The sequence below is a fragment of the Actinophytocola sp. genome, from assembly GCF_045807065.1.
Classification (GTDB): domain Bacteria; phylum Actinomycetota; class Actinomycetes; order Mycobacteriales; family Pseudonocardiaceae; genus Actinophytocola.
In genome coordinates this window covers 1-6773 of sequence record NZ_JBJMIE010000057.1, presented here as the reverse complement: position 1 = coordinate 6773, position 6773 = coordinate 1, and the positions used below count along the sequence as shown (strand labels likewise).

9 protein-coding genes are annotated in these 6773 nt (G+C 71.2%); 4 read left to right on the top strand and 5 right to left on the bottom strand.

What is annotated here, in order from left to right; translation table 11 throughout:
- The 3 genes from ACJ73U_RS03355 to ACJ73U_RS03345 all read right to left on the bottom strand — a co-directional run.
- Positions 1-316 (bottom strand): anti-sigma factor family protein (locus ACJ73U_RS03355; protein WP_407776012.1); only part of this gene is annotated, 316 nt, incomplete at its 3' end.
- Positions 313-831, bottom strand: coding sequence for a sigma-70 family RNA polymerase sigma factor (locus ACJ73U_RS03350; protein WP_407776011.1), 519 nt, complete (start codon positions 829-831; stop codon positions 313-315). The genes ACJ73U_RS03350 and ACJ73U_RS03355, both read right to left, overlap by 4 nt.
- A gap of 75 nt (positions 832-906) precedes the next feature.
- The gene (locus ACJ73U_RS03345) at positions 907-1185 is read right to left on the bottom strand and encodes an acylphosphatase (RefSeq protein ID WP_407776010.1); all 279 of its coding nucleotides are present in this window, start codon (positions 1183-1185) and stop codon (positions 907-909) included.
- Between the two features lie 109 nt (positions 1186-1294).
- On the opposite strand from ACJ73U_RS03345, the gene ACJ73U_RS03340 reads away from it, so the two are divergent.
- From ACJ73U_RS03340 to ACJ73U_RS03330, 3 genes are all read left to right on the top strand, one after another.
- A complete protein-coding gene (locus ACJ73U_RS03340; RefSeq protein ID WP_407776009.1) occupies positions 1295-1756 on the top strand; it encodes a hypothetical protein in 462 nt (153 codons plus the stop codon).
- A 444-nt stretch (positions 1757-2200) separates the two neighbouring features.
- Positions 2201-2908, top strand: coding sequence for a CAP domain-containing protein (locus ACJ73U_RS03335; protein WP_407776008.1), 708 nt, complete (start codon positions 2201-2203; stop codon positions 2906-2908).
- A 185-nt stretch (positions 2909-3093) separates the two neighbouring features.
- Entirely contained in the window at positions 3094-4089 is a 996-nt protein-coding gene (locus ACJ73U_RS03330; protein ID WP_407776007.1) for a glycoside hydrolase family 25 protein, read from the top strand.
- A 101-nt stretch (positions 4090-4190) separates the two neighbouring features.
- Here the strand turns inward: ACJ73U_RS03330 and ACJ73U_RS03325 are convergent, their stop codons facing one another.
- Positions 4191-4988, bottom strand: a complete 798-nt coding sequence (locus ACJ73U_RS03325) for an NAD(P)H-binding protein (RefSeq protein ID WP_407776006.1) — start codon at positions 4986-4988, stop codon at positions 4191-4193.
- Positions 4989-5073: 85 nt separating this feature from the next.
- Here ACJ73U_RS03325 and ACJ73U_RS03320 point away from each other — a divergent pair, with 85 nt between their 5' ends.
- Positions 5074-6000, top strand: a complete 927-nt coding sequence (locus ACJ73U_RS03320) for an Lrp/AsnC family transcriptional regulator (protein ID WP_407776005.1) — start codon at positions 5074-5076, stop codon at positions 5998-6000.
- Positions 6001-6018: 18 nt separating this feature from the next.
- Here ACJ73U_RS03320 and ACJ73U_RS03315 read toward each other — a convergent pair whose 3' ends face one another.
- Positions 6019-6705, bottom strand: a complete 687-nt coding sequence (locus ACJ73U_RS03315; protein WP_407776004.1) for a response regulator — start codon at positions 6703-6705, stop codon at positions 6019-6021.
- Positions 6706-6773: the final 68 nt, after the last annotated feature.

Sequence of the window (6773 nt, the reverse complement as noted above, 5' to 3'; positions counted from 1 at the left end):
TCTTCGGCGTCGACCAGGGCCTCGGCGTCGGCACGGGCTGCGCCTGGGGCGCCAGCGCCTGGACGGGGATCGCGACCGGTTCGGTGATCGGGTGGACACGCGTGACCACCATGCCCTCGACACCCGTCGGCGGCAGGTTGTCGGCGAAGTCCCCCGGGGTGATCTGGTTGAGCAGGCCCGGCAGCGGGGCGAGCCGGACCAGTTCGCCCCGGCAGATCTCGCAGTAGGGCAGGTGCGACTCGAACGCCGAGCGCTCGGCCGGGTCCAGGGCACCGAGCAGATAGACACCCAGTGTCATCGTGTGCTGGCAGGTCACGGCTCGGTCACCCCCCGCTCCTCGAGCGCGTCGCGCAACGCGCGTAACGCATAGAACGATCTCGACTTGACGGTGCCCGGCGGCACGCCGAGCTTCTTGGCGGTCTCGGCGATGGTTCGCCGGTGGTAGAACAGCTCGCCGATCACGGCGCGGTGGTCCGCGGACAGCGCCCGCATGGCCTCCGCGACCTGCCAACCCTGGAGCACCCGGTCGAACTCGTCGGTCGGGCGTGCCCAGTCCCGTTCCAGGATCGGCACCTCGTCGACCCGCGCGCTCTGCTTGCGGTAGCCGGAGACCACGAGGTTGCGCGCCACGGTGTACAACCACGGCCCCGCGTGCTCGGGGTTCAGGGAGTCGGCGTTGCGCCACGCCCTGAGCAGCGTCTCCTGCACGACGTCCTCGGCGTACTGATGATCGCCACCGACCGCACGCAGCACGTAGCCGTAGAGCGGTCGACGGTATCGGCTGTAGAGCTCACGGATGAGCTCGTCTTCCTGGTCCGGGGTGTTCCCCACGCACCAGTCATACGCGATGCCGCGCCGAATGGTTCAGTGGGCGCTCCACCGGTGACGACGATCGCCGCGCGGGGCTCAGCGCTCCACGAACCCGGTCACGTTTCCCCTGGCGTCCGACCACCGCTCGACGACCAGCTCGACGCGGCCGGGCGTGCCGGGACTCCGGAGGAGCTCGAGCAGCTTGTCGCAGGTCTCCCTGGCACCCTCCGCGACCACTTCCACGCGGCCGTCCCGCAGGTTGCTGGCGTAGCCGACGAGCCCCAGCTCGGCCGCCCGGCTGCGGGTCCACCAGCGGAATCCCACGCCCTGCACGTGGCCGTGCACCCAGGCGGTGAGTCGTACGTTCGGTGACATGGACGCTCGCGTGAGGTCGCAGTGAGTAGATCTGATACGTTGCCGCGCTGTGACCGGTCGGTCGCGCAGTGATTGTAGGAGGCGCGGGATGCTCGGACCCGAGGACCGAATGGATGAGAGGCCACCGGCCGACGAGGGCAGCGGGCTGCGCCGAACGCCGTATCTCGCGCTGGGTGTCGCGGGCGTGGTCGTGTCGACCGCCTTCGCGACGGTCGCCATGCTAGCGGGTGGCGGTGGCGAGTCGGCCCAGCCGGAGCGGACGAGCCAGGACTCGGTACAGGTGCGGGACACCTCCTCGACGGACGGCAGCACCTACCTCACGACGACGACCACCACCACGACGCCGTCGAGCTCGGCAGCCGAGTCGTCGACCACCACGACCACCACGACCTCGAAGAAGAAGTCGACGACCACCACCACGACGACCACCAGGCCCCCGGCCGGCGGTGGGCAGCCCCCGCAGACGCAACAGCCGACGCAACCGACGCAGCCCACCCACCCGCCCACGACCACCACCACGACAACGACCACCACGACCACCACGCCGCCGAGCACCCCACCCAGCTCGTAGCCGGCCACTCCGCCGCCGACCTGGCCCGGATGCGCGGGCGAGGTGCTACACCGGGATGTCCCGAACGCGCCTTCCGAGAAGCGGCGGCCACTGGCAGCGACCCGAGCAACGCGCACCCGGCCTCGAAGCCCGCCCGGAGCAAGAACCCGCCGCCCTCCCAGTCGGGTGCGCTCCCAGTTCGTGCCGCACGCGCTCGTCCCGCCGGCTGCCGTACGGGCCGTGGTCCGCGGCGATGTGGACGAAGCGGCACCACGCCAGGTCCAAGGTCTCGATGGCTTCCTCGGTGCCGTGATCGCGCCTCGGACGCCTGCCGCCCAGCCGGCGGAATGGCCTGGTCGGAGCGCCTGCCTTCCCCGCCACAAGCGCCCTGTTGTCACCATTTCAGTGGATTAATCGTCACTCTGTTGTTATCAACTGTGCCCGTTGGTGGTAACTTCCCCCGCCATGCGTGGGCGAAGACCAGTTCTGCCGGCACTCACCGCTCTGCTCGCGGGTGCGCTCGTCGCCGGGGCGGCCACTCTCGTGGCCGGTCCGGCCGCCGGGTCCAGCGCGGACGGGGGCCAGCTGCGCGTGAACCTCACCGGCGAGCGGCCGAGCGACTCCAGCGGGAGCCGCGACCAACCCGCGACCACCGCCAGCGCGACCTCGACGGCGCCGTCCAGCGCGTCCACCACGCCACCGCCGTCCACCACGCCACCGCCGGTTCCTCCCGAGACCACCACCGCCGCGCCGCCCCCTCGGACGACCGATCCCGCCCCGCCCGCCACCCCGTCGGCGCCGGACGCCTCGGCGCAGGCGCAGGTCGTCGCCCTCACCAACACGGCCCGCGAGGACGCCGGCTGCGGTCCGCTCACGATCGACGCGAACATCACCACGGCCGCGCAGAAGCACGCCTCCGACATGGCCGCGCGTGACTACTTCCAGCACACGACCCCCGAAGGGGTGACCTTCGACCAGCGGATTCGCAACGCGGGGTACTCGAGCCCGGGTGCGGAGAACATCGCCCAGGGTGCCCGGACGGCCGACGACGTCGTCGAGCTGTGGATGAACTCCCCCGGCCACCGCGCGAACATCCTCAACTGCGACCTCAACGCCATCGGCGTCGGGCTCGACCGTGACGGCTTCTACTGGGTGCAGGACTTCGGTTTCTGATTTCCGCCCCTAAGGGCAGTCGGACGCGCGCCAAGATGTGGTCTGAATGGAATAGTCCCGTTAGGGCGAATCCAGTACTTTACGATATGACGAATCTAGTACGCAGCTACGTCCGTACGGATGTTAAAAACCCACCTCTACCACGCGAGCAACGTCAACGACGGGGCTGGTAGGAGGAGATATACATGGTGACGTTTGGCCTGGACATCTCGCACCATCAGGATCTCGGGCTGGATCTGGCGCAATGCCGGGGAGAAGGCATTGAGTTCGTATTCATGAAAAGCAGCGAGGGCGCGTCGTTCGTCGACTCGGCCTTCGCGGCGAACCTCGCGGAAGCACGCAAAGCGGGACTGCTGGTCGCCGCCTACCACTACGTGCGCTCCAACGCGTCGGCCGCCGCCCAGGTGGCCAACGTGGCGCGCGTGGTGCCGCGTGACGTCCCGGTCATCCCCGACGTGGAGGCCAACTCCGGCGGCATCGCGCTCGTCCGCGAGTTCGTTGACCGCCTCCGCGCCGCCGGCTACCGGGTGCCGCTGTCCTACATCCCCCGCTGGTACTGGCAGCAGCTCGGCTCACCGTCACTCGCCGGTCTGCCGCCGCTCTGGTCGTCCCGCTACCCCGACAACGTCGTCGGGTCGCTCCTCGACGAGTGGGCGGACGTCCCAGCCAGCTACTGGACCGGCTACGGCGGCCTCGACGTCGCCGTACTCCAGTTCACCAGCTCGGTCCGCGTCGCGGGCCACCAACCGATCGACGCCAACGCCTACCGCGGCACGCGCGGCCAGCTCGCCGCGCTACTGGGGAACGCAGAAAGGGAGGACCCCATGAAGAACCTCATCCTCGCCCTCGAGAAGGACGGCCCCCGGGTCTGGGTCGGCGACGGCCTCACCCGCCGTCACGTCGAGGACGAGAAGGAGCTGGAAGGCCTGCAGTACTGGATCGCCCAGAGGGGTGGCGACCCCACGGTCCAGCAGGGCTTCGAGGACCTGAGAGTGCTGGGCGCCGACGTGTCCAACATCATCGGACAGCTCACCGACGACGAGCCCAACATCATCGCCGCGATCAAGTCGCCGACACCGGTGCAGATCGACTACGACAGGTTCGTCTCCGACGTCGTCGAGAAGCTGGCCGACCGGCTCGGCGCGCTCAAGTTCGACGCCGAGCGCCCGAGGCAGCAGTAGGCTCACTTCCGCACCGGGCAGTAGGGGGTGACCGCCCGGGTCGGCGAGGTCGAGGTGTGATCACCGGGGGGACGGGACCGCACAACGCGCCGCCGTGGCGTTCATCCGCGCGTCCTCGTGAACTCCGCCGCGTGGTCGGTCACCCACTCCGCGAACGTCCGCGCCGGCCGGCCGGTCACCTCCGCGACCGTCGCCGTCACGGTCGGACGCCGGGGCATCACCGCGTAGACGTCCAGCAGAACGTCCACGAAGGATCCCGGTAGGCCGTCGGCGAGCAGCTGTGCCCTGGCCTCGGCACGCGGTAGCTCGACCCAGCGCAGCGGCCGGTCCAGCACCTCGCTCATGACCCGCACCTGCTCGACCTGCGTCAGCGCCGCCGGCCCCGTGATGTCGAACGTCTCGCCGAGCCGCCCGTCGAGCAGCGACCGCACCGCCACCGCCGCGATGTCCGCCTCGTGCAGCATGGCCATCGCCAGGTCGCCGTGCGCGCCACGCACCTCGTCGCCGGCGCGGAGCTGCCGCGCCCACCAGAGCGCGTTGACGGCGAACGTGCTCGACTGGATGACCGTCCACCGCGGACAGCCGGCCACCAGGGCCGCCTGCTCGGCCATGGTCAGGTCACGCACGCCACCCGAGCCGAGGTACACCACGTGCCGGCCGCCGACCGCGTCGAGCACCCCGGGCAGCGCCGCCGCCGTGTGCAGCGGCCACATCAGGAAGACGGCGTCGACGCCGCGCAGGTCGAGGGGGTCGCGGAGGTCGCCGTGCACCACCTTGACGCCGTCGGGGAAGGTCGCCGTCGCGTTCCTCGTCAACGCGCGGACGGGCACACCGGCCGAGCACAGCTGCGCCACCGCCTGCCGACCGACGTTGCCGGTCGCTCCAGTCACCAGGATCATGCGGCCACCCAAGCGCCGGCCGACCGAGAGCCGCCAGCCAGCGGGCGGAAGGCGCCGATATCCGTCATCGGACTACCGTGTGGAGATGGAATCCGTCGACGAGGTCGACCGCGGCCTGATCCACGCCCTGCACCTCGACGGCCGCGCTCCGTTCGCGGCGATCGCCGCGGTGCTCGGCGTCTCGGAGAACACGGTCGCCCGCCGCTACCGGCGGCTCCGCCAGGCCGGAGTGATGCGCGTGGTCGGCTCCGCCAACGGCCTCCTGATCGGACGGCCCTCGTGGACCGTCCGCATCCGCTGCACCCCGGACGTCGCCCCACCCGTCGCGGCCGCGCTCGCCCGCCGGCCGGACACGTTCTGGGTGCACATCCTCTCCGGCGGCACGGAGATCTCCTGCAACCTCCAGTCCACCGACACCGCGGCCCGCGACGCGCTGCTGATGGACAAGCTCCCCCGCAGCACCCGCGTGCTCGACGTCAGTGCCCACGCCGTCCTCGGCGGCGTCGCCACGGAATGGGCCGGCATCCGCCACCTCACCGAGGCCCAGGCGGCTCGGCTGACCCCCGAACCCCCTGCCGAGGAGCCGCTGACCCTCGACGGCGACGACCACGCCCTCCTCGCCGCCCTCGCCCGCGACGGCCGCACCCCCTACACCGAGCTGGGCCAGTCCGAGTCGGCCGCCCGCCGCCGGGTCACCCGATTGCGGCGGGCGGGTGTCCTGGTGCTGGACCTGGACGTCCTGCCGGCGGCGCTGGGCTACCACGCCGAGGCGCGCCTGTGGCTGACCGTGCGGCCGACCGGTCTGGCGGCCACGGCGGCGGCCGTCGCGGCACACCCCGAAACGTCGTTCACCGCCGTCACCACCGGCCGCACGAACCTGGTGGCGACGGTCATCTGCCGCGACTCGGCCGACCTCTACCGCTACCTCACCGAACGCGTCGGCACCCTGGACGACGTGCACACCGTGGAGACCGCCCCGCTCATGCGCACCGTCAAACGCGCCGCCAGCTGACCCGCGCGACTCGCGGGGTCAGGGCTCGAAGCGGTAGCCCATGCCGGCCTCGGTGAGCAGGTGGCGGGGGTGGGACGGCCGCGGTTCCAGCTTCCGGCGCAGCTGGGCCAGGTACACCCGCAGGTAGTGCGTCTCCGAGGCGTACGTCGGGCCCCACACCTCCTGGAGGAGCTGCTTCTGCGCCACGAGCTTGCCCCGGTTGCGCACCAGCAGTTCGAGCACGCCCCACTCGGTGGGGGTGAGGTGGACCTCGGCGCCGTCGCGGAGGACCTTCTTGGCGGCCAGGTCCACCGTGAACGCCGGGGTGACCACGACCGCGTCCTCGCCGGCCGCCGACGGGGCGGCCGAGGCCCGGCGCACGGCCGCCCGCAGCCGGGCGAGCAGCTCGTCCATGCCAAATGGTTTCGTCACGTAGTCGTCCGCGCCGGCGTCCAGTGCGGACACCTTGTCACCCGAGTCGGCGCGGGCCGAGAGCACGATGATCGGCACGCTCGTCCAGCCACGCAGGCCCTCGATGACCGTGGTGCCGTCGATGTCCGGCAGGCCCAGATCCAGCACCACCACGTCCGGCTTGGCGGCCGCCGCCACGCGCAGCGCCTCCTGGCCGGACGCCGCCGTCGACACGTCGTACCCGCGTGCGGTCAGGTTGATCCGCAACGCACGCACGATCTGCGGCTCGTCGTCGACCACCAGCACCTTCGTCACATCGCCCCCTCGCCGGCTCCGCTCACGCGGCACCGGCCCGGTCCACCGGCAGGGACAGCACCACGGTG